We start from the raw sequence: 20966 nt of genomic DNA, 5'->3' as shown, positions 1-20966 counted from the left end.
CTCCGCATCGGCCGACCGCAGCCTACCCACGGCGGCCAGGGTGTCGGCCACGAATTTACCGGCGCCCCGCGCTGAGCTGGTGGCGCCCTTGCGCAGGCGGGCCCCGACGATGACCGGCGCGGTCTCGGTGGTCGTAACGGTGCCGATCAGCGCGTTCAGGCCCTTGACCCCGGAGTAACCGTAACCGGCGCCCTGTTTCTTGTATCCGTAGCTCGCTTTGATCGTGTCATCGATATCCACCAGGGCCAGCTCATCGATCCCGGTGGTGATCGGGGCCGCCGCGGCCAGAGCCGGGAGCCAGCGAGACGCTGCCGCCTCGAGCTGGCGGACGTGCCCGAAGGTGAACTTACGCAGAAATGATCCCAGCGTGGAAGGCGCGTAGGTGCCTTTGAAGAGTTTGCCCATTCCGCCGTGGCGCAGCATGGCCATGTCATCGATGGAATCGGCTCCGGCGACCATGCCCGCGACGAGTGCCGTGACTTTCAGGCCGGCGTTCGCCCCGAAGTAGTCCGGTAGTTTCACGTGTTCGTCGGCCAGTTCGCCGAGCCCGGTCGCCTGTGCCAGGCCCATGGCCGGGACCAGCCCGGCAGAAGACACAAGATTCGGATCATCAAAGGCGCTGGAAACAGCGGCCGGTCTATGGAAAACTTGCATCTGCGGGATGCTCCTCTGATCGGTGAAATTGAACTCTAGACAAGTCAAATTTTCCTTGATCAGACGGGCATTTCGCGTTTAAAACGCCGACCCGGCCCAAACCCGACCGGTGGATTCAGGCTAAGAGCCTTGCTACCTCATCGAGGTCCTGGCGGAACAGTGCCTCACTCGCCGTCGCGGCCCCATAGGTGAGGCGATTGAGGCGACCGACGCTGCGGCTGATGGTGCCGGCGGCGGGAAAGGCTGCCGTTGGGGTCATCGCTGGAACGATCTCGACCACCACGTACGGGATTCCGAGAACGTCGGCGACCAGGGGCGCGGAAAGTACCTTCGGGTGCACAACAAGCACATCGGGGCGGAATTCAAGAGCGGCTCTCGCCGAGCCGACAATGACCCCGCGCATGATGGGCCGCACCACGGAGCGGTACGAGCGAACCGCCGCAGCAACCGATACGCCCTGCTGCCCGATCATCCGGGCGTAATCGACACCCATGCTGACAACATCGATCCCCACCAGATCTACTCCGGAGTTGTCGGGAGCGACCAGTCGTACCTCATGACCCGCGGTCATCGCGCGGCGTGCCAGCTCGGCGAATGGCGCAACGTCACCCTGTGACCCGGCCGTGGCCAGCATTAGTCTCATCGATTTGCTCCGTCCGTTCGTCCCCCGGCAGGGAGTCCCGGGGCTGATTTCTTCATCGATGACTGCGCGAGCACATGGTCAGTATTTCCACCGGTCCAAAGGCCGGTGTCGATACGGAGAATAACCGGGTTTCCGCCCGAGCAGAGTCGTGATGGCAGAGTAGCTGTGCGCGGTGTGCAAGGCTAGGACCATGCTGTCCGACTTCATCCAGGCGTGGAACCAAGGCCGCAATGTCGAACTCTACGAGACGGAGAACGAAGCGATTGATCATGCCGGGAACCTGTGGAGTGGCCTTGTTGCCGCTGCGCCCTGGTCGGACAAGGACCTCCTGGATCTGGGATGCGGCAGCGGATTCTGGCTCACCAGATACGCAGGAACCGCCCGCTGCCTGTTCGGGGTCGAGCCCGACGGATCGCTCCTGGGGTTGGCGCGGGCTCGTACCTCGGCGGCGGACGTCCTTCACGGGTCGGCTGAGCACATCCCCCTTCCTGATGCTTCGATCGACGTCATCCATGCCCGGTTCGCCTACTTTTTCCCGTCACCCACCAACGACTGCGATCCTGGCCTGCGCGAGGCCCTTCGCGTGCTCCGGCCCGGCGGAACGCTCGTCGTCATCGACAACGACCAGCAGGACGGCGAGTTCGCCGAACTTCTCCACACCGCCAACACCGCCGCGCACCAGGGACCGGGCGAGTACATTCAGCGATGGTGGAAAGAGCGGGGCGCAACGACGGAACGCATCATGAGCAGCTGGACTTTCACATCACCCCAGGAGCTCCAGGCCGTCATCAGCATGGAATTCCCCAAGGGAAGCGCTCGTCCATGGATCGAAGCACACCCCGACCGGGAAACCCTGTCCTATGGATATCTCCTGCACACCCTGAGAAAAGGACGTGAGCTCGCTCCCCACCTCCAGAAGGAGGCGTAGGCGTTGTCGGGCCTTGCCAGGGTGTAGGAAGACTCGCTCTGTCCTGCAACCCCCGGATCGCCGGTTATCCCCGGTGGAGCTCCTCCGGGTCCACGATCAGCTCTCGTCGAGATTCAGGGCGCCGGCTTCAGCCGTATGCGCACGGCGACACCGGCGCACACAACGACGGCGAGACCTCCAACGAGGGTGGTTCTGGTGAGATTCTCACCGAGCAGGAGGCCCGCCCAGCAGATGCTGAGTACCGGCTGAACGAGTTGGATCTGGCTCACCTGCGCCATGGGTCCGAGGGCAAGACCGCGGTACCAGGCGAAGAATCCGAGGAACATACTCACTACGCCGAGGTAGCCGAAGGACACCCATTGAACGGGCGTCCCCGATGGTGGTTCCTGGACCACCGAGACGACTGCGAGGAGGACCATGAGCGGTGAGGCCAGGACCAACGCCCACGACACGGTCTGCCAGGCACCAAGTTCACGTGCCATCAGACCACCTTCGGCGTATCCGACAGCAGCGGCGATGACCGCCCCGATCAGCAGGAGATCCGCCCAGCCCAGCTGCCCGGGACCGCCAGACTGAATCGAGGCGAAGACGAGAGCGGCGATCGCGCCCACGGCAGTCGCGACCCAGAAAGCGGACCGGGCCGGCTCCCGCCCACGGAGCACCGCCACGGTAGCGGTTGCCGCTGGCAGTAATGCGATTACGACCGCCCCGTGACTGGCGTCTGCCGTCGTCAGGGCAAAGGAGGTCAGAAGCGGGAAACCCACGACGATTCCGCCGGCGATGACGGCAAGCCGTCCCCACTGCGCACCGTGGGGCAGGTGCTGCCGGGTCAGAAGGAGCGCGGCAGCGGCCAGTATTGCTGCTACCACCGCCCGGCCCGAGCCGATGAACAATGGCGACATTCCCTCCACTGCCACGCGGGTGAAGGGCACGGTGAAGGAAAAGGCCGTTACCCCGAGTAGCCCCCACCACAATCCCGGGACGGACTTCCGCGGTAGCGGTAGGTGAATATTTGTAGTAGCGCTACTCTTGTGCTTCATGATCAACGATACCAGTTCGCGTATGGCAGTGCGCCTCGAACAGTGGATCGCAGGCGCCCCACCGGGGTCCCGTCTGCCATCGACCCGGGCCCTGGTAGCAGAGTACAACGTCAGTCCCGTCACGGTTCAGAAGGTTCTGCGCACCCTCGCCGGGCGGGGCCTCGTCGAAAGCCGGCCGGGGATCGGGACTTTCGTGCGGGCGGCCCGGACTGCGTACCCGTCGGACTACGGTTGGCAGAGCGCGGCACTGCGCTCCCCACCACACCCCGTCCGGCCGATCCCCACCGCGCTGCGCAGCGCGTCCAACGATGTCATCGCGTTCCACTCCGGCTACCCGGACCGGGAGCTCCTCCCCGAACGGCTGGTCCGTGCGGCGCTGACCAGGGCAGCCAGGACCGACACCGCCTTCTCGAGGCCCCCCGTGGCGGGCATGCCGGAATTGCAGTCGTGGTTCGCACGCGAACTACGAACCGCAACCCCCTCCGGCTTCACGCCGCCCACGGCCAGCGACGTCATCGTGGTGCCGGGAAGCCAGAGTGGGCTGAGCTCCATTTTTCGGGTTCTGGCCGGCAGCGGGCGCCCTGTCCTCATGGAATCCCCCACCTACTGGGGAGCTATCCTCGCCGCGTCACACGCCGGGGTGGACATCGTTCCCGTACCCAGCGGACCCGACGGGCCCGATCCGGAAGAGCTGGCACGAGCCTTCGACGAGACCGGGGCACGGTTGTTCTACGCCCAACCGAACTACGCGAATCCCACCGGAGCGCAGTGGTCACACCAACGAGGTGAACAGGTTCTGGACATCGTGCGCCACCATGGTGCCTTCCTCATCGAGGATGACTGGGCTCACGACTTCGGCATCAGCACCACCCCGGTTCCCGTCGCAGCACGCGAGGACTCCGGTCATGTCATCTACCTCCGCTCCCTGACCAAGAGCGTGTCTCCGGCCATCCGCGTCGCCGCCGTGATCGCGCGCGGCCCGGCCAGGGACCGCCTCCTGGCCGACAGGGGCGCCGAATCGATGTACGTCAGCGGCGTCCTTCAGGCCGCCGCGCTCGACGTCGTCACGCAACCCGCCTGGCAGACACACCTCCGGGGGCTGCGTCACCACCTGCAATCCCGCCGGGACCTGTTGATCACCAGCCTCCGTCAATACGCCCCGCGGATTCACGTCGTACACCTGCCCACGGGCGGCCTCAACCTCTGGGCTCGCCTCCCCGACGGAACAAACCTCGAACGGTTCACCCGCGAATGCGAATCGGCCGGAGTGATCGTCGCCCCCGGCACCGAATGGTTCCCCGCCGAACCTGCCGGCCCCTTCATCCGCCTCAACTATGCCGGACCGAACCCCGCAGCATTCCAGGACGGAGCGCGCATCCTCGGCCAGTCGATCGAACGCGCCGGCCACTGGTGACGGCTCGGCGTCCCGTCGCTGATGGACGGTCCCACCGGGTTGGTCAGGCGTCGGACGGGACTCGGCATGCCCCTGTTCCGGCCGGGACTTGTGGGCGGGTCGTCCTGTCAGCCTCTGCCGATCACGATGACCCCGTGGAGGCATCCGGTTCCGCGAGGCAGTGAGCGCTACGCGGCGTCGTTCGCGTAGCGCAGGCCGAGCTGTGCCCGGACGCCGTCGAGCAGGCGGAGGGTCTGGAGCGTGTCCTCCAGCGGCATGGTGGGGCTCTCCAGGAGCCCGGACTGGATGCACCGGGTGACTTCACGGAGCTCGTAGGTGTACCCGCCGCCCACCACGCCGAAGGTCTCGACGCGCGGCTCCTCCCGGTTTCGGGCGACGGTGAGCTCACCCGGACTGTGAAGGTGTCCGTTCCCGGTGCGGAGCCATCCCTTGCTTCCGGCGACGGTCGCGGTTCCGGGGCAGGAGGTCACCAACGACGACGTCAGCTGGGCATGGGCACCGCCCTCGTAGCCGAGGGTGAGAGCATTCCGGGTGTCGACGCCGTCGTCGTTGAGGCTTCCGCTGGCCGCCACCGAGGACGGAAAGCCGAGGGCACCGAGCGCCCACGTCAGGGGGTACACGGTGAGGTCGAGCAGTGCGCCTCCGCCGGCTCGCGGGTCCCACAGCCTGCTCGAGGGGTCTGCCGGTGCAGGGAAACCGAGGTCGGCCTGGACCCAGCCGATCCGGCCCAGCTCACCCGAATGAATGATGTCCCAGGCCCGGTTGATGCTCGGCAGGAACCGCGTCCACACCGCCTCCATGAGGAACAGGTTCTTCTCCCGTGCCAGATCGATGAGCTCTTCGGCTTCGGAGGCATTCATGGTGAAGGTCTTCTCGCAGAGCACGTGCTTGCCGCTGGTCAGGGCGGCTCTGGCCACCTCGTGATGCTGGCCGTGCGGGGTGGCGATATAGACGACGTCGACGCGGGGATCGTCGAAAAGGTGCTGGTAGCCGGGCAGACCGTCGGAGTCCCAGTGGCTCGTGGCGAACCCGAATCGCGCGGCGAACGCTGCGGCACTGTCGGCGTTCCGGGAGCTGACGCCGTGAAGGATGGCGTCCTCAAGGAGTGCGATATCGGCGGTGACCTTGCCTGCGATGCCCCCGGTCGACACCACACCCCAGCGCAGGGGCCTGCCCGTTGCGGTAACGGGGCTGGGGGCATCTGGTTCAAGGCAGGGAGGAAGCGCTAGGCGGGAGGCAGGCATGCTCCCATTCTTGCCGCTCACTCCGCAGCCGTCCACCGGTGCGCATGCAGAAAGCTCCGGGCTGCAGGTGCAGCCCGGAGCTTTCTGTGCGGTTCGGCCCGAAAGAGGCCGCTATCCCGCTAGTGCTACTTGGTCAGCTCGGACAGCGTCGGATCATCGGCGTAGGCGTCCGCTGCGTTTTCCTTGGTGACGATCTGCGGCTCGAGCAGGTAGGCAGGAACAACCTTTACGCCGTTGTCGTAGGACTCGGTATCGTTGATCTCGGGTTCCTCGCCGGACGCGAGGCCTTCCACCATGGTGATGGCCTGCGCCACGAGGTTGCGGGTGTCCTTATTGATCGTGGAGTACTGCTCGTCCGCCATGATGGACTTCACAGACTCGATCTCGGAATCCTGGCCGGTGACGACGGGAAGTTCCTTTCCGCTCGCCTTGACCGAGGTGAGGATGGCGCGGGCAAGCGTGTCATTGGGCGAGAGCACGCCGTCCAGTTCCTCGGAGGTGTAGTTGCCAGTGAGCAGCGTGTCCATGCGGGTCTGTGCATTGCCGGCTTCCCAGCCCTGGGTGACGGCCTGGTTGAACTCCGTCTGGCCCGACACAACGTTCAGCGTGCCGTCGTCGATCTTGGGCTGGAGGATGCTCATCGCGCCGTCGAAGAACACCTGGGCATTTGCATCGTCCGGAGATCCGGCGAACAGCTCGATGTTGTAGGGTCCTTCGCCGCGCTCGGCCATGCCGTCCAGCAGCGCCTGGCCCTGGAGCTCGCCCACCTGGAAGTTGTCGTAGGCCACGTAGTACTCGACGTTCTCGGTGTTGGTCAGGAGGCGGTCATAGGCGATGACCGTGATGCCGGCATCTGCTGCCTGCTGCAGCTGGGTGCCCAGCTGGGCGCCGTCGATCGCGCCGACCACGAGGACCTCCACGCCGTTGGTGATCATGGAGCTGATCTGGTTCTGCTGCTCCGAGACACCACCGTTGGCGAACTGCACGGAGGGCTCGTAACCGGCCTCCGTCAGACCTTCGTTGAACAGCTTCTCCGCGAGCACCCAGTTCTCGGACGTCTTCTGGGGGAGCGCGACGCCGATGGCGGCACCTTCCTCGAAGCCGGCGGCAGCCTCGCCGCCGCCTTCGGTCCCGGTGCCCGGATCTTCACGACCGCAGGAGGTCAGCGCCAGGGCTGAAATCGCGGCGACGGTTGCAAAGGATTTTGCGAATTTACGCATTCCGTGTCTCTTTCGTTAGCATTCTTGGTGTGGTGGGACGGGCATCGGTGACGCCGCGCTGACGGGGCGGGAGGGCCCTCTTCGGTCAGGAATTATGGGTGATGACTTCCTTGGTTCCGACACCCTGTTCGCCGGGCTCGGGTGTCTTGGCAGGCTGCTCCGGCTTGGGCCGGCCGCCGAAGTTTCGAGTGAGAAGACCGGTGATGGACGGCTTCCCCTGGCTCTTGTTGTAGACATCGAAAGCGACGGCGATCAGCAGCACCAGGCCCTTGATGATCTGTGTCATATCGGCGCCGATGCCCAGCAGCTGCAGGCCGTTGTTGAGCACGGCCATGACGAGGCCGCCGATGATGGCCCCCACGACTGTTCCGACTCCGCCGGTGACTGCGGCACCGCCGATGAAGACAGCGGCAATCGCGTCGAGCTCCCAGCCCACGCCGTCGAAGGGGCCGGAGGCGGTGGAGCGGCCCACGAAGATCATCCCGGCAAGCGAGGCGAGGATGGACATGTTCATCATGACCAGGAAGTTGATGCGCCGGCTTTTCACGCCGGACAGCTCCGCCGCATGCCGGTTTCCGCCCACTGCGTAGACGTGGCGGCCGGCGATGGTCTTGTTGGAGATGAAGCCGTAGACGATCACGAGGACGCCGAGGATGAGGCCCGGAATCGGGAACGACGTGCCCGGGCGGCCGGTGGCGAAGAGGTAGGTGGCGTAGAGGATGGCTGCGGAAACGAGCACCACCTTGAGGACCGAGACACCCAGTGGGGGGACTTCCGCCCCGACCCGCTCGAGACGGCGGCGTGTCTTGAGTTCGTTGTAGACGACGAAGCCCACCAGGACGAACCCGATCAGCAGCGTCAGGTTGTTGAAGCCCGTGACCGGCCCGACCTCGGGGAGGTAACCCGACCCGATGTACTGGAACTCGGGCGGCACGGGAACCGTGTTGGATTTGCCGACGAACTGGTTGGCGCCGCGGAACAGCAGCATGCCGGCCAGGGTCACGATGAACGCGGGGATGCCCACGTAGGCGACCCAGAAACCCTGCCAGATGCCGATCAGGGCGCCGAGGGCGAGCCCGACCAGGACGCCGAGGTACCAGGGGATACCCCAGTCCCGGATGACGATGGCCACCACGATGCCTGCGAAGGCGGCGATGGATCCCACCGACAGGTCGATGTGCCCGGCGATGATCACCAGGACCATGCCGATCGCGAGGATGAGGATGTAGGAGTTGCCGTTGAAGAGGTTCATCATGTTCGCCGACGTCAGCGTCTTTCCGCCGGTCCGCCATTGGAAGAAGATCACCAGCGCGATCAGGGCGAAGATCATCCCGAACTGGCGCGTATTGCCACCGAACAGTTTCTTGAGTGAGTCCATGTCGATTGTCCTTGGGAGTTCGATCAGGCGGATTTTCTGCTGGCGGTCATGAGTTTCATGAGGGATTCCTGGTTGGCGGCCTCGCGGGTCACCTCGCCGGTGATTGCTCCCTCAAAAATGGTGTAGATGCGGTCTGAGAGGCCGAGCAGTTCGGGGAGTTCGGAGGAGATGACGATCACGCCTTTCCCCTGGTCGGCAAGCCGCTGGATGATGCCGTAGATCTCGTACTTGGCCCCGACGTCGATCCCGCGGGTCGGCTCGTCGAGGATCAGCAGGTCGGGATCGGTGAACATCCATTTCGCCAGCACCACCTTCTGCTGGTTTCCGCCGGACAGTTTCGAGACTCCCTCGTTCACGCTGGGCGTCTTGGTCCTCAGCGACTTCCGGTACTCCTCGGCCACCTTGAATTCCTCGTCCCGGTCCACCACCAGGCCGCGGGTGATCTTCTGCAGATTCGCCGAAACGGTCGTCGACTTGATGTCGTCGAGGAGATTGAGGCCGAGTGATTTGCGGTCCTCGGTGACGTAGGCGAGCCCGGCATTGATCGCCTGCGGCACGGACTTCAGGGAAATCTCTTTGCCGTCCTTGAAGATCTGCCCGGACTTGAAGTTTCCGTAGGAGCGGCCGAAGACGGAGCGCGCCAGTTCGGTCCGCCCTGCGCCCATCAGGCCCGCGAAGCCGACGATCTCACCGCGCCGCACCTTGAAGTTCGAGTTCTTGCACACCAGCCGGTCCGCGACGGTGGGGTGGCCCACCGTCCAGTTGCGGACCTCGAAGAAGGTTTCGCCGATCTTGGGAGTGTGGTCAGGGAACCGCGATTCGAGGGACCGCCCCACCATGCCGCGGATGATGCGGTCCTCGTCGACGCCGTCGTTCTTCACATGCAGCGTCTCGATGGATTTGCCGTCGCGGATGATGGTGATGGAGTCGGCGATCTGCTCGATCTCGTTGAGCTTGTGGGAGATCATGATGCAGGAGATCCCCTTGGAACGGAGACCCGCCATGAGGTCGAGCAGGTGCTGGGAGTCGGCTTCGTTGAGTGCGGCCGTGGGCTCGTCCAGGATGAGCAGCTTGACGGACTTGCTGAGCGCCTTGGCGATCTCGACCAGCTGCTGCTTGCCGACGCCGATGTCCTTGATCTTGGTGGTGGGATCCTCGCTCAGCCCGACGCGGGCGAGGAGCTCGAGGGCCGAGGTGTTCACCCTGTCCCAGTCGATGACGCCGAAGCGGGTCGGTTCGTTGCCGAGGAAGATGTTCTCCGCGATGGAGAGCTCGGGGATCAGCGCGAGTTCCTGGTGGATGATGACGATTCCGGCGGCTTCGCTGGACCGGATGTCCCGGAACTGCACCTCCTTGCCCTGGAAGATGATCTGGCCCTGGTAGTCCCCGTGGGGGTAGAGCCCGGAGAGCACCTTCATCAGGGTGGACTTTCCCGCGCCGTTCTCACCGCAGATCGCGTGGATCTCGCCGGCGGTCACCTCGAGGGATACCTCGGAGAGGGCTTTGACTCCTGGGAATTCCTTCGTGATCGATCGCATCTCAAGGATGGTGTGGTGGTCCATGGCAGCCTTCCGCGGTGACAGCGTCGTCTCGTGCAGGCCAACCTCGACCCGAAAGAATTGAACACTACGAACCGGTTTGGCGTCAAGGCTTGAACACAAGGTGCACGCAAACGAGACGCGAAAGTTACAGGGGAGCGAGGGCGGAGGGTTGAGAGAGCACCACAGCGGCGGCCCCGAGCGCCTCGGCGCGGTCGCCGAGCGACGACATGCGCACGGTGGTGGTCTCCCCGACGATCGGGACGGCGTGGCGGAGGAGTCCGCGTCGGATCGGCTGGAGCAGGATCTCGCCGAGGCCGGTCAGCGGGCCGCCTACCACCACCAGTTCGGGATTGATGAGGTTGGCCACATGGGCGACTGCCCGGCCGATGGCGAGACCGGCGTCGTCGATCACCCGAAGGGTGGCGGTGTCACCGGCGAGGGCCTGCAGAATGATGTCGGAGGTGCTCACGGTGTCGGCGGTGCCGCGGCTCAGCAGCTCGATCATGGTGGACGTCGACGCGACGGTCTCAAGACAGCCCCGGTTTCCGCAGCGGCACACCTGGCCGTGTTCATGGATCGTCGTGTGGCCCAGTTCGCCGGTGATGCCCACATTCCCGTAGAACAGGGCGCCGTTGAGGACAAGCCCGGCACCGATGCCGGAGCCGATCTTCACGAAGATCAGGTTGTCCACTGCGCTGTGGGGCCCCCAGGCCACCTGCGCCAGTGCACCGAGATTCGCGTCGTTGTCGACGAAGATCGGTACCCGAAGCCGTTTCCCGAGCGTTTCCTGGATGTTGATGCCCACCCACTCAGGCAGGATCGCGCCCTGGACCACGGTGCCGGTCCGCCGGTCGATGGGACCGGGAATACCGATTCCGGCCCCGAGCAGCGCTGAACGCTCGATCCGCCCCTGGTGCAGGAGTTTGTCGAGCAGATCCGAGGCCGCCTCGACTCCCTGCGCCGCACTGTGCCCGAGCGGCAGCTCCGTCGATTCCTCCTGCAGCACGCGGTAGTCGAGCCCCGCGAGCACCACCCGGAGGTGGCGCCGGCCGATATCGATGCCGGCCGCCACCGAGCCGTTGTCGTTGAGGATGACGGACAGCGCGCGGCGCCCCGAACTCGTGGTCGGTGCGGTGCTGACCACTCCACTGGCCGCCATGATCTTCACGATGTTGGAAACCGTCGCGGTGGACAGGCCCGTTTGGCGGGCGAGTTCGGCCTGGGTCTGCGGCCCGCTGCTGACGAGGGCGCGGACGATCCGCTGCTGGTTCTGCTCGCGGAGTGCCGGCTGCGAGCCCGGCCTCGACGGCAGGGCACCGGGAGGGTGCCTCGTCGGCGAGGCGGCATCTACGGGCATGTACTACAGGGTGCCCCACACCACGGATGTAGTCAAGAAGTTAACGCATCACGGTGTTTTGCCGCAGTGACGAGGTACCGCGCGGCGTTGTCCTTCACCCCGGCAACCTCGTCGTCGGACAGTTCACGGCGGACTTTCGCCGGCACACCGGCCACCAGCGAGCGCGGCGGCACGATCATCCCTTCCAGGACCAGCGCTCCGGCCGCCACCAGTGATCCCGCCCCGATCACCGCCCCGTTCATGACGGTGGCACTCATGCCGATCAGGCAGTCGTCCTCGATGGTGCAGCCGTGCACCACGGCGGTATGGCCGACGCTCACGCCCCGGCCGATCGTGGCGGGAAAACCGGGATCCGCGTGGACCACCACGTTGTCCTGGAGGTTGCTGCCTTCTCCGATGCGGATGGGGGAGGTGTCAGCCCGGACGCTCACTCCGTAGAAGGCACTCGAGCCCGGCTCGAGGACCGCATCGCCGATGATGGATGCCGTCGGAGCCACGAAGGCCGAGTCGGAGATACGGGGTGTCTTGCCGTTGATGGAAATCAGATGTGCCATGGCGCCAGCCTAACCCCAGGGCACGCCGGCCGGACTGAATCCGGTTCAGCCGAAGACGATGGTCCTGGTGCCGTCGAGGAGCACACGGTGCTCGGCGTGCCACTGGACGGCCTGCACCAGCGCCCGGCCTTCGAGCTGCCGCCCGATCGTGGCCAACTGCCCGGCGGTGCGGCCGTGGTCCACCCGGATGACTTCCTGCTCGATGATGGGCCCCTCATCGAGGGCTCCGGTGACGTAGTGGGCAGTGGCGCCGATCAGCTTCACGCCCCGGGTGTGGGCCTGATGATACGGGCGGGCGCCCTTGAAGGAGGGAAGGAACGAGTGGTGGATGTTGATGGCCCGTCCCCGGAGGTCAGCGCACAGCTCGTCGCTGAGGATCTGCATGTACCGCGCGAGCACCACCAGCTCGATGTCATGCTTCGCCATGAGGGCCCTCAGGGCCGCCTCGGCAGTGTCCTTGGTCGACGAGGTCACCGGGATGTGGTGGAACTCGATCCCGTGGAAGGCGGCGAGTCCGGCGAGGTCCGGATGGTTGGACACGATGACGGGGATGTTGATCGGCAGGATACCCGACCTGTGCTGGAAGAGGAGATCGTTGAGGCAGTGGTCCGCCTTGGACACCAGAATCATCGTCCGGGTGCGTGCACCCTCGGGGGCAAGCGAGAACTCCATCCCGAACTTCGCCGCCACGGCCGCAAGATGGCCGCGCACTCCGGCTTCGCCGGCGTCCGTCGCAAGGGCCACCCGCATGAAGAAGGTGCCGGTGTCGGGGCTCCCGTACTGCTGTGATTCGGTGATGTTGGCGCCGGCCGCCACGAGGGCGCCCGAGACTCCGTGGACGATCCCGGGCCGGTCGGGGCACGAAAGGCTGAGCGAGTACGAGCGGATTTCAGCGGAAGGTGCCGGAGCTGTCAGCGGAGAGGTCACAGCGCAAGGCTACCTGCGCCGACCGGCCGCTCCGAGCCCGGTGGATCCAGGACCGCCACCGCAGCGAGCGCCGCCGCGCGTCCCGCACGCGTTGCCCCGAGGGTTGACGCCGAGGCGCCGTACCCCACCAGGAACAGGCGCGGCTCGCGGAGGACCCGAACCCCGTCCATCCGGATGCCGCCGCCGGGTTCCCTCAGGCGGAGCGGAGCAAGGTGGTCGAGTTCGGGACGGAAGCCGGTGGCCCACAGCACGACGTCGACCTCCCCGGCGCTGCCGTCCCCGAAGACGACGCCCCGCTCGGTGAGGCGCTCCAGGGGTCCGCGCGAGGCGAGGATACCGGCGTCGATCCCTGACTGGTAGGCCGGTGTCAGCGGCAGCCCGGTGACGGAGACCACGCTCGACGGCGGAAGGCCGGCCCGGGTGCGGGCGTCCACTTCCGCCTCGACATCCCGGCCCCATTCGGGGTCGAAGGCACGCCGGGTGAAGCGCGGCGGGGTCCTGGTGGACCAGAGGGTGTCCGCGCCCGCAGCGGCCAGCTGGAGGAGGAACTGGACCGCGGAGGTTCCACCGCCCACCACGAGAAGGCCCGGGCAGTGAGGAAATCGGCCGTGTGCAGCTGCGCTCCGGCGAACTCCTCCCGTCCCGGGTAGGAGGGCCAGTAGGGACGGGTCCACGTGCCGGTCGCATTGATGACCGCTTCCGCCCGCCAGGACCGGCCGTCCCGAAGGTCTACCTCCAGTCCGTCGGCCACCCGGCGCACGCCCGAGGCCTGCGAGGGCCGAAGGACCGGAACGCCGAAGCGCTCCTCGAAGCCAGCGTAGTAGCGGCTTACCACGCCTGACGCGGGTTCGTGCGGGTCCGGCGTCCCGAGCGGCATGCCCGGCAGATCATGCAGGGCATGGGCGGCATCGAAGGTGAGGGAGGGCCAGCGGTGCCGCCAGGCACCTCCCGGGCCCTCATTCGCGTCCAGCACGAGGAAGTCTTTTCCAGGCGCCAGGCCCTTCCGGAGCAGATGATAGGCGCTGCTCAGGCCTGCCTGGCCCGCACCGATCACGACGACCCCTGCCCCCTGCTGTTCTGCCACCGTGAGACGTCCGTTCCCTGACGTCCTGAAGTGCCGCGGGGAAGGCCGGGAGGCACTGGCCGGTGTTCGGCCACTCCCGGTGAAACCGCTCCGGCCACTGCCGTATTCCATCCGTGCCGGTCCGGCTCGCCCGTTCCGGCGGGGCTCGCGGTGGCGGCACGGGTTGCCCTGCGACTAGCATGAAAGGCGCCGGAACCGGGCTGGGGTGGGCAACCACACCGGAAGGGCTCCGGCGCTGCGGACGGCTCACCGACCCCCGCGACTCCCACAGAAGGATTCCTCCGTGACCACTTCGCCGTCATCGACGCCCGCGCTTTCCCACGGCGCCGATTCCGTGACCAACGCGCCGCTGTCCGAGGTGGATCCCGAAATCGCGGCAGTGCTCCGCGATGAACTGGCCCGGCAGCGCGACACCCTCGAAATGATCGCCTCCGAGAATTTCGCGCCCCGCGCAGTCCTCGAAGCCCAGGGCTCGGTCCTCACGAACAAGTACGCGGAGGGCTATCCCGGGCGCCGCTACTACGGCGGGTGCGAGCACGTCGACGTGGCGGAGAACCTTGCCATCGAACGTGTGAAAACCCTCTTCGGTGCCGAGTTCGCCAACGTCCAGCCGCACTCCGGCGCACAGGCCAACGCCGCAGCGCTGTCCGCGATGATTCAGCCCGGCGACAAGATCATGGGCCTCTCACTGGCCCACGGCGGCCACCTGACGCACGGCATGAAGCTGAACTTCTCCGGCAAGCTCTACAAGGTGGCGGCCTACGGTGTCGAGGAGGACACCCATCGGCTCGACATGGAGCGCGTCCGCGCGCAGGCACTGGCCGAGAAACCCCAGGTCCTCATCGCCGGCTGGTCCGCCTACCCGCGCCAACTGGACTTCGCCGCCTTCCGGTCCATCGCCGACGAGGTGGGCGCGCTCCTCTGGACCGACATGGCCCATTTCGCAGGCCTCGTTGCCGCCGGAGTGCACCCCAGTCCCGTGCCCTACTCCGACGTCGTCACCTCCACGGTCCACAAGACGCTCGCCGGCCCGCGCTCCGGCGTCATCCTGGCCAAGCAGGAGTGGGCTCGGAAGATCAACTCGAACGTGTTCCCCGGCCAGCAGGGCGGCCCCCTCATGCACGTGATCGCGGGCAAGGCCACCGCCTTCCGGATCGCAGGTTCCCCGGAATTCAGGGAGCGCCAGGAGCGGGTGCTGGAGGGTGCACGGATCATCGCCGAGCGCCTCACCTCCGCCGACGTCGCGGACCACGGGATCTCCGTGCTGACCGGCGGCACCGATGTCCACCTCGTTCTCGTCGACCTGCGGAACTCGGTTCTCGACGGACAGCAGGGGGAGGACCTCCTGCACTCGGTCGGCATCACCGTCAACCGAAACGCGGTGCCGTTCGATCCGCGCCCGCCCATGGTCACCTCGGGACTGCGCATCGGGACGCCGGCGCTCGCAACCCGCGGCTTCGGAGCGCCTGAATTCACGGAGGTCGGCGACATCATCGCCGCCGCCCTGAAACCCGCGGCCGACGTCGACGCGCTGCGCGCAAGGGTTTCAGTCCTCACGGCTGACTTTCCGCTGTATCCGGGCCAGGAGGAATGGTAGAGGCCCTCCCGGAAGGTGCGCTGGCCTCGCGGGCAGCGGCGTCGTCCGAGTACGGGATCCCCGCAACGGAGTGTTGCTTCACCGGCTGCTGCGAGCGAGGGAAGGCCTTCCTGCTCGAACAGCTGGAGAACGAACAGCTGGAGAACGAACGACTGGAAACCGGAGACCAACCATGAGCACCACCACCGCCCGCATTCTTGACGGCAAGGCCACAGCGGCCCGGATCCGGGAGGAGCTCACGGAGAGGGTCAGCGCACTGAAGGCCCGGGGCATCACCCCGGGCCTCGGGACCGTCCTCGTGGGGGACGACCCCGGCAGCCACTCCTATGTGGCAGGCAAGCACCGCGACTGCGCCCAGGTGGGAATCACCTCGGTGCGCCGCGATGTTCCCGCCACCATCTCCCAGGAAGAGCTGGAAGCGCTCATCGATGAGCTGAACGCCGACCCCGCCACCACCGGCTACATCGTGCAGCTTCCTCTTCCCGCGCACCTCGACACCAACGCCGTCCTCGCACGGATGGACCCCGCGAAGGACGCCGACGGTCTCCATCCCACCAATCTCGGCAAGCTGGTGCTCAACGTCAATGCGCCGATGGATTCGCCGCTGCCCTGCACCCCGCACGGGATCATCGAACTGCTGCAGCGCCACGACGTGGCGCTCAAGGGGCTGAACGTCCTCGTGGTGGGCAGGGGAGTGACGGTGGGGCGGCCACTCGGCCTGCTGCTCACGAGGAAAGCCATCAACGCGACGGTGACACTCGCACACACCGGGACGGTGGACCTCGCCGACCACCTGGGACGGGCCGACGTCGTCGTTGCGGCTGCAGGCATCCCGCACATGATCAAGGCCGGTCAGCTGAAACCTGGCGCCATCGTGCTCGACGTCGGCGTCAGCCGCGTGGTCGATGCCCGGACGGGCAAGGCCGCACTGACCGGCGATGTCGAGCCCGCTGCCGGGGAAGTAGCCTCCTGGCTGTCGCCGAATCCCGGCGGAGTGGGCCCGATGACCAGGGCCATGCTCCTGGCCAACGTGGTGGAGGCCGCCGAGCGGGGCTAGCAGGCCCCCGGGAAGCTGCGACACGGACCGTCTACCACCCCATTGGCCAGTCCCAATCGCTTCCGTGGCCTAGGCTTGGCGGGTGCCACACAACCTCGCCGGACAACCGGTCATCTCCGCGCACGACCTCAGCAAGCACTACGGCGAGTTCCGGGCCGTGGACGGGATCTCGTTCGAGGTTCCCGCCGGGGAGTCGTTCGGGCTCCTGGGGCCCAACGGCGCGGGGAAATCGACCACGATGCGCATGGTCGGCGGCGTGTCCCAGCGAACCTCGGGCCACCTTGCGATCCTGGGGCTGGACCCCGAGCAGCACGGACCCGAGGTACGCGCGCACCTCGGCGTGGTTCCGCAGCAGGACAACCTCGACGAGGAACTGCGGGTCCGCGACAACCTGATCGTCTACGGGCGCTACTTCGGCCTTCCCCTGAGCTACCTGAAGCCCAAGGCCGACGAGCTCCTCGAATTCGCCCAGCTGACGGACAAGGCCTCCGCCAGGGTGGACTCGCTCTCGGGCGGCATGAAACGCCGGCTCACCATCGCCCGGTCGCTGATCAACGAACCGAAGATCCTGCTGCTCGACGAACCCACCACCGGGCTCGATCCGCAGGCGCGGCACATCCTGTGGGACCGGCTCTTCCGGCTCAAGGAATCCGGCGTGACCCTCATCCTGACCACCCACTACATGGACGAGGCGGAACAGCTGTGTGACCGCCTCGTGGTCGTGGACAAGGGCCGGATCATGGCCGAGGGCTCACCCGCGCGGCTCATCAAGGAGCACTCGACCCGTGAGGTGCTCGAGCTGCGCTTCGGCTCGGAGCGCAACACCACGGTGGCCCCGGAACTCGGCGGGATCGGGGAGCGCCTGGAGGTACTTCCGGACCGCATCCTGATCTACGCGCACGACGGCGAAGCCGCACTCGAGGAGGTCGCCTCCCGCGGTCTGCGGCCGGTCACCTCACTGGTCCGGCGCTCCTCCCTGGAGGACGTGTTCCTCCGGCTGACGGGACGGAGCCTCGTTGAGTAGGGATCCAGTGAGCACACACCGTCCGAGCGAGGACCGTCCAGGTGAGGAATCCGCCGGGCCGACGACGGCGTCACCCTCCCCGGGCGCACCGGTCCTCCGCGTCCACGCGCCTGCCGTCTCCGCCGCCCGCGCCCGGAAGTTCGGGTCCTGGTACTACGCAGAACACGTCCTGCGGTCCATGAACAGCTACCGCTGGACCCTGCTCGCCTCGAGCGTCGGCACTCCCGTGATGTACCTCTTCGCCATGGGGGTGGGCCTGGCAACGCTGGTCGACCAGCAGGCGGGGGAAGCGTTCGGCGGCGTGGGTTATCTTGCGTTCATCGCCCCGGCGCTGCTTGCCTCGGCAACCATCATGACCGCAGCCACCGAGTTCACCTACCCCGTGATGGACGGGTTCAAGTGGCGCCGGGTCTACTACGGACCCCACGCTTCCCCGCTCGGCACCCACCAGATCGTCAACGGGCACATCACCGCCGTTGCGCTGCGGCTGTTGCTGACCACCGCGATCTACTTCGCGATCGTCGCGGCGTTCGGCGCCTCGCCGTCGCCCTGGGGCTGGGCCGCCATCCCGGTCGCGGTCCTCTGCGGGCTCTCCTTCGGCCTGCCGCTTCTGGCGTACGCGGCAAGTGTGGAGGAGGACAAGGGACAGTTCGCCCTGGTGATGCGGTTCATCGTCATGCCGCTGTTCCTCTTCTCGGGGACCTTCTTCCCCCTGGAGACGCTCCCGGTCTTCCTTCGGTGGATCGGCTGGATCTCCCCGCTGTGGCACGGCACGGAACTGGGGCGGACCCTGACCTACGGGTATGAACAGCCGCTGGGGCTGGTCCTGGTGCACGTGCTCTATCTGTCGGTGCTGGCGTTCATCGGATGGCGCCTGGCGCAGCGGACCTATGCGCGGAGGCTCGGAAAATGACCACCCGACCGGCGGAGGATTACCGGGTGGATCAGGGGAGCCGGGCCTTTCGCGGGCTGTATGCGCGGAACGCCCGCGCCGTCATCTCACGGGGCCTGCTCGCCACACGCAGCAGCAACTGGCTGATCATGGTGTCCGGCTTCTTCGAGCCGGTGCTCTACCTGGTGTCGATGGGGGTGGGGCTCGGAGCGCTGGTGGGCGCCGTCGTCGGGCCCGGCGGTGAGGAGATCAGCTACGCGGCCTACATTGCACCCGCATTGCTGGCAGTCTCGGCCATGAACGGCGCCGTCTACGACAGCACCTGGAACGTGTTCTTCAAGATGAACTTCGCGAAGCTGTACCAGGGCATGCTCTCCACGTCGCTCGGTCCGCTGGACGTCGCCATCGGTGAAACCTTCCTGGCCCTGCTGCGCGGCGCACTGTATGCCACGGGTTTCACCGCGGTCATGGGACTGATGGGCCTGATCACCACGCCCTGGGCGCTGCTGATGGTTCCCGCGGCAGTGCTGATCGCATTCGGGTTCGCGTCATTCGGCATGGGCATCACGAGCTTTCTGAAGACGTTCCAGCAGATGGAGTGGATCAACTTCGTCATGCTGCCGATGTTCCTCTTCTCGGCCACCTTCTACCCCCTGAGTGTCTACCCGCAGCCCATCCAGTGGTTCATCCAGGCGCTGCCGCTGTGGCACGGGGTTGAATTGCTGCGCCAGCTCAGCGTGGGGATCTTCAGCCCTGCCACGCTGATCCACGTGTCCTACTTCCTGGTCCTGATCGCCTTCGGGATGCTCCTCACCACCCTGAGGCTGCGGAAGCTCTTCCTCCGGTAGGACACCTGGACACGTCGCCATGGTTCGGCGGTCCAAAAGAAACGGCCGCCGCCGGAGCCTGGAAGCCCCGGCGGCGGCCGGTTCACCTACTGGTGTTGCGCTGGCGCGATTACGCCTTGGCGTTGCTGCGACGGACCATGAAAGTTCCGCCGGCTGCTGCTGCCAGGACCAGGCCGCCACCGAGGGCGAGTATGGCGGTGTTGGAACCAGTTTCCTGGGCGACACCGGTATCGGCGCCACCGGCAGGCATGTCACCCATCTGTGACTCGACGAGGACTCCACACAGTGCCGGGGAGGTGGCGCCGAGGGGAAGTGAGGGCTCCAGGTCGCTGGGTGCGTTGAAGGCCTCTGCCGTGGCGGTGACCGTGGCGGGATCCAGGCCGTGGACGACGACGACGGCGGTGCCGGCGGCGAGGGACTTCTGAGTGGCCTCATCGATGGTGATGGTGCGGTCGATGGTGTAGCTGCCACCCTGGCCGCCGAGCGCCAGGTTCAGGCCCTCAGCCGGGGTCGTCGCACCGGAGGTGGTCAGCGTGGTCTGGATTCCACCGTAGGAAGCAGCACCGTCGGTGGTGCTGAGGATGCCGTCGCCGTTGGCGTCGTCAGCGGTCGTGGGGCATTCGCCCATGGCTCCGCCGTGGATGTGCTGGACGTGGGGGTATGCCGCGTCCATGAAGGTCTCGGCGAGACCGGAAACTTGCAGCTTCACCTTGGCCTGGTCGCCCGTGACGTCCAGGGTGATGGTTCCGGAACCGGTGGTGCCACTGAGCTGGCCCAGGGTCGAGGAGTAGGTGCCGTCGTGGGCGGCCATCGCGGGGGCGCCGGACATGGCGACAGCGCTGAGGGCCAGGGCTGGGACTGCGAGGAAACGCATCTTCTTGTTCATCGGAAAATCCTCCATGAGTGCGAATGAAGCGCGCTGTGGATGCGCGCGTACCGGTACTTCGGCGTGATGATCATCACGGATGGGCGAGGGTGGGAAGTTTCTTCGAAATGCCTGACCGTTCGCCTGCGGTGGACGCCTGCGGGAATTCGGCGCGTTGTTTGCGAGACTGGTGCAATGCAGTCATTGGGAAGCAGTAAACGGCCAGCGGGCCGCGGAGTCAGCATGCGCATGGGCAGCGCCGGCATGGCGGTCATGTTGGTGGTGTTCCTGGTCGCCGTCGTCTTCGCGGCCAACCAGAACGAGGTGGTCGGATGGCTGGTCGCGATCATTTCGCTCGGCTGGCTGCTCATCTTCAGTTTCGTGGTGTTCAGCCTCCGCTCAGCGGCACGAAGGGCGGCTGACAAGATCAACGAGGTCCAGCTTCAGGGCAAGGGTTCCGCAGGTGGGCAGGGCTCCCGGGTTCCCGACCAGGCAACCCTCGTGCGGGACAAGAAGCTCGACCACAGCTTCAAGATCGTCCAGGTGCAGGCGGGTGTGGTCCGCGAGTACCTGGGCAAGGACGAGGGCATGGTGGAGCGCGCGCTGGAGACCATCGAAATCACCTCATCGAACGCGCGGTCCATGATGAAGGGGAACGACGACGATCCGGTGGAGGGCACCGTCATTTCCTGACCCCGG

The 20966-nt window shown here is 66.3% G+C and carries 19 protein-coding genes and 2 pseudogenes; 9 read left to right on the top strand and 12 right to left on the bottom strand.

Going from position 1 to position 20966, the window contains the following annotated elements; all coding sequences use genetic code 11:
- Positions 1–654 (bottom strand): annotated as a pseudogene (locus Y704_RS0109750) (IS1380 family transposase); the annotation flags it as partial.
- Positions 655–769: 115 nt separating this feature from the next.
- Positions 770–1297, bottom strand: coding sequence for a glycosyltransferase family protein (locus tag Y704_RS20280; protein ID WP_155850296.1), 528 nt, complete (start codon positions 1295–1297; stop codon positions 770–772).
- Positions 1298–1487: 190 nt separating this feature from the next.
- Here Y704_RS20280 and Y704_RS20275 point away from each other — a divergent pair, with 190 nt between their 5' ends.
- The gene (locus tag Y704_RS20275) at positions 1488–2225 is read left to right on the top strand and encodes a class I SAM-dependent methyltransferase (RefSeq protein WP_051476884.1); all 738 of its coding nucleotides are present in this window, start codon (positions 1488–1490) and stop codon (positions 2223–2225) included.
- A gap of 113 nt (positions 2226–2338) precedes the next feature.
- Here Y704_RS20275 and Y704_RS0109735 read toward each other — a convergent pair whose 3' ends face one another.
- The gene (locus Y704_RS0109735) at positions 2339–3265 is read right to left on the bottom strand and encodes a DMT family transporter (RefSeq protein WP_026549982.1); all 927 of its coding nucleotides are present in this window, start codon (positions 3263–3265) and stop codon (positions 2339–2341) included.
- On the opposite strand from Y704_RS0109735, the gene Y704_RS0109730 reads away from it, so the two are divergent.
- Entirely contained in the window at positions 3264–4679 is a 1416-nt protein-coding gene (locus Y704_RS0109730) for an aminotransferase-like domain-containing protein (RefSeq protein WP_026549981.1), read from the top strand. The genes Y704_RS0109735 and Y704_RS0109730 overlap by 2 nt on opposite strands.
- A gap of 167 nt (positions 4680–4846) precedes the next feature.
- On the opposite strand, the gene Y704_RS0109725 is transcribed toward Y704_RS0109730, so the two are convergent.
- From Y704_RS0109725 to Y704_RS20270, 8 genes and pseudogenes are all read right to left on the bottom strand, one after another.
- Positions 4847–5923, bottom strand: coding sequence for a Gfo/Idh/MocA family protein (locus tag Y704_RS0109725; protein ID WP_035772226.1), 1077 nt, complete (start codon positions 5921–5923; stop codon positions 4847–4849).
- A gap of 125 nt (positions 5924–6048) precedes the next feature.
- The gene (locus Y704_RS0109720) at positions 6049–7143 is read right to left on the bottom strand and encodes a substrate-binding domain-containing protein (RefSeq protein WP_026549979.1); all 1095 of its coding nucleotides are present in this window, start codon (positions 7141–7143) and stop codon (positions 6049–6051) included.
- Between the two features lie 85 nt (positions 7144–7228).
- Entirely contained in the window at positions 7229–8521 is a 1293-nt protein-coding gene (mmsB, locus tag Y704_RS0109715) for a multiple monosaccharide ABC transporter permease (protein WP_026549978.1), read from the bottom strand.
- Between the two features lie 23 nt (positions 8522–8544).
- Complete coding sequence (mmsA, locus tag Y704_RS0109710) at positions 8545–10083, bottom strand: multiple monosaccharide ABC transporter ATP-binding protein (RefSeq protein WP_026549977.1); 1539 nt, start codon at positions 10081–10083, stop codon at positions 8545–8547.
- 124 nt (positions 10084–10207) lie between these two features.
- Positions 10208–11419, bottom strand: a complete 1212-nt coding sequence (locus Y704_RS0109705) for an ROK family transcriptional regulator (RefSeq protein WP_051476883.1) — start codon at positions 11417–11419, stop codon at positions 10208–10210.
- 32 nt (positions 11420–11451) lie between these two features.
- Positions 11452–11973: a gamma carbonic anhydrase family protein gene (locus Y704_RS0109700; protein WP_026549975.1), complete on the bottom strand. Its 522-nt coding sequence runs from the start codon at positions 11971–11973 to the stop codon at positions 11452–11454.
- Between the two features lie 45 nt (positions 11974–12018).
- Positions 12019–12900: a formyltetrahydrofolate deformylase gene (gene purU, locus Y704_RS0109695; RefSeq protein ID WP_253904284.1), complete on the bottom strand. Its 882-nt coding sequence runs from the start codon at positions 12898–12900 to the stop codon at positions 12019–12021.
- Positions 12897–14095, bottom strand: a pseudogene (locus tag Y704_RS20270) (NAD(P)-binding domain-containing protein). Before Y704_RS20270 ends, purU begins: the two are co-directional and overlap by 4 nt.
- Before the next feature lie 172 nt (positions 14096–14267).
- On the opposite strand from Y704_RS20270, the gene glyA reads away from it, so the two are divergent.
- The 6 genes from glyA (at position 14268) to Y704_RS0109660 (ending at position 19402) form a co-directional block, all read left to right on the top strand.
- A complete protein-coding gene (gene glyA, locus Y704_RS0109685) occupies positions 14268–15581 on the top strand; it encodes a serine hydroxymethyltransferase (RefSeq protein WP_026549973.1) in 1314 nt (437 codons plus the stop codon).
- A complete protein-coding gene (locus tag Y704_RS0109680; protein WP_026549972.1) occupies positions 15575–15757 on the top strand; it encodes a hypothetical protein in 183 nt (60 codons plus the stop codon). The genes glyA and Y704_RS0109680 overlap by 7 nt, the downstream gene beginning before the upstream one ends.
- Positions 15754–16638, top strand: a complete 885-nt coding sequence (locus Y704_RS0109675; RefSeq protein WP_026549971.1) for a bifunctional methylenetetrahydrofolate dehydrogenase/methenyltetrahydrofolate cyclohydrolase — start codon at positions 15754–15756, stop codon at positions 16636–16638. The genes Y704_RS0109680 and Y704_RS0109675 overlap by 4 nt, the downstream gene beginning before the upstream one ends.
- An 82-nt stretch (positions 16639–16720) precedes the next feature.
- Positions 16721–17662: an ABC transporter ATP-binding protein gene (locus Y704_RS0109670; protein ID WP_026549970.1), complete on the top strand. Its 942-nt coding sequence runs from the start codon at positions 16721–16723 to the stop codon at positions 17660–17662.
- A 7-nt stretch (positions 17663–17669) separates the two neighbouring features.
- Complete coding sequence (locus Y704_RS20265; protein ID WP_051476882.1) at positions 17670–18575, top strand: ABC transporter permease; 906 nt, start codon at positions 17670–17672, stop codon at positions 18573–18575.
- Positions 18572–19402, top strand: coding sequence for an ABC transporter permease (locus tag Y704_RS0109660; RefSeq protein WP_051476881.1), 831 nt, complete (start codon positions 18572–18574; stop codon positions 19400–19402). The genes Y704_RS20265 and Y704_RS0109660 overlap by 4 nt, the downstream gene beginning before the upstream one ends.
- 109 nt (positions 19403–19511) lie before the next feature.
- Here Y704_RS0109660 and Y704_RS0109655 read toward each other — a convergent pair whose 3' ends face one another.
- Positions 19512–20288 carry a CHRD domain-containing protein gene (locus Y704_RS0109655; RefSeq protein ID WP_026549968.1) on the bottom strand — a complete coding sequence of 259 codons (777 nt, stop codon included), beginning with the start codon at positions 20286–20288 and terminating at the stop codon, positions 19512–19514.
- 174 nt (positions 20289–20462) lie between these two features.
- On the opposite strand from Y704_RS0109655, the gene Y704_RS0109650 reads away from it, so the two are divergent.
- On the top strand, positions 20463–20960 hold the full coding sequence (locus Y704_RS0109650; protein ID WP_026549967.1) for a hypothetical protein: 498 nt from the start codon (positions 20463–20465) through the stop codon (positions 20958–20960).
- Positions 20961–20966 lie beyond the last annotated feature (6 nt).

This window comes from Arthrobacter sp. Br18, assembly GCF_000520555.1.
In the GTDB taxonomy this organism is placed as follows: domain Bacteria; phylum Actinomycetota; class Actinomycetes; order Actinomycetales; family Micrococcaceae; genus Arthrobacter_D.
This window is presented reverse-complemented; position numbering and strand designations above follow the sequence as displayed.